Consider the following 532-nt stretch of genomic DNA (forward strand, 5'->3'; position numbering starts at 1 on the left):
CGTCTATCTGCACGGCGTGCGGTTCCTGTACCTCCAGGTGCTGCACTGGCCGTCGGTTGAGGTATCGCCCGTGGTGCCGAAGACACCACAACGGATTCCGGAGCTGCTGACCCGCGACGACGTCCGGCGGATCCTGGCCGCGTGCCACAACCCCAAGCATCGCATGATGCTCGAACTGTGTTATGGCTGCGGACTGCGCGTCAGCGAGGTCTGCCACCTGCGGGTCAGCGACATCGACGGCCAGCGCGGCCAGCTGCGTGTCGCCCAGGGCAAGGGCGCGAAGGATCGCATGGTCCTGCTATCGGTGACCCTGCTCGATCGCTTGCGCGATTACTGGCGTGCCTACCGGCCGACGACCTGGCTATTCCCGAGCGCCCTGTTTCCGGATCGCGCGCTGCATCCGAGCGCACCGCAGAAGGCCTTCACCCAGGCCAAGCGCCAGGCCGGTATCGAGCGGATCGGTGGCATCCACAGCCTGCGTCATGCCTACGCCACGCATGTCCTGGAGCAGGGACTGCCCGTTCATCAGCTC

Annotated in this window: 1 protein-coding gene; it reads left to right on the forward strand. The window is 66.2% G+C overall.

The annotated features are described in order from the left end of the window. Positions 1–532: tyrosine-type recombinase/integrase (locus tag OP498_RS18555; RefSeq protein WP_280554833.1), on the forward strand; the 532-nt coding region annotated here is incomplete at both ends.

The sequence above is a fragment of the Halomonas sp. 25-S5 genome (assembly GCF_029889845.1).
Taxonomy (GTDB): domain Bacteria; phylum Pseudomonadota; class Gammaproteobacteria; order Pseudomonadales; family Halomonadaceae; genus Halomonas.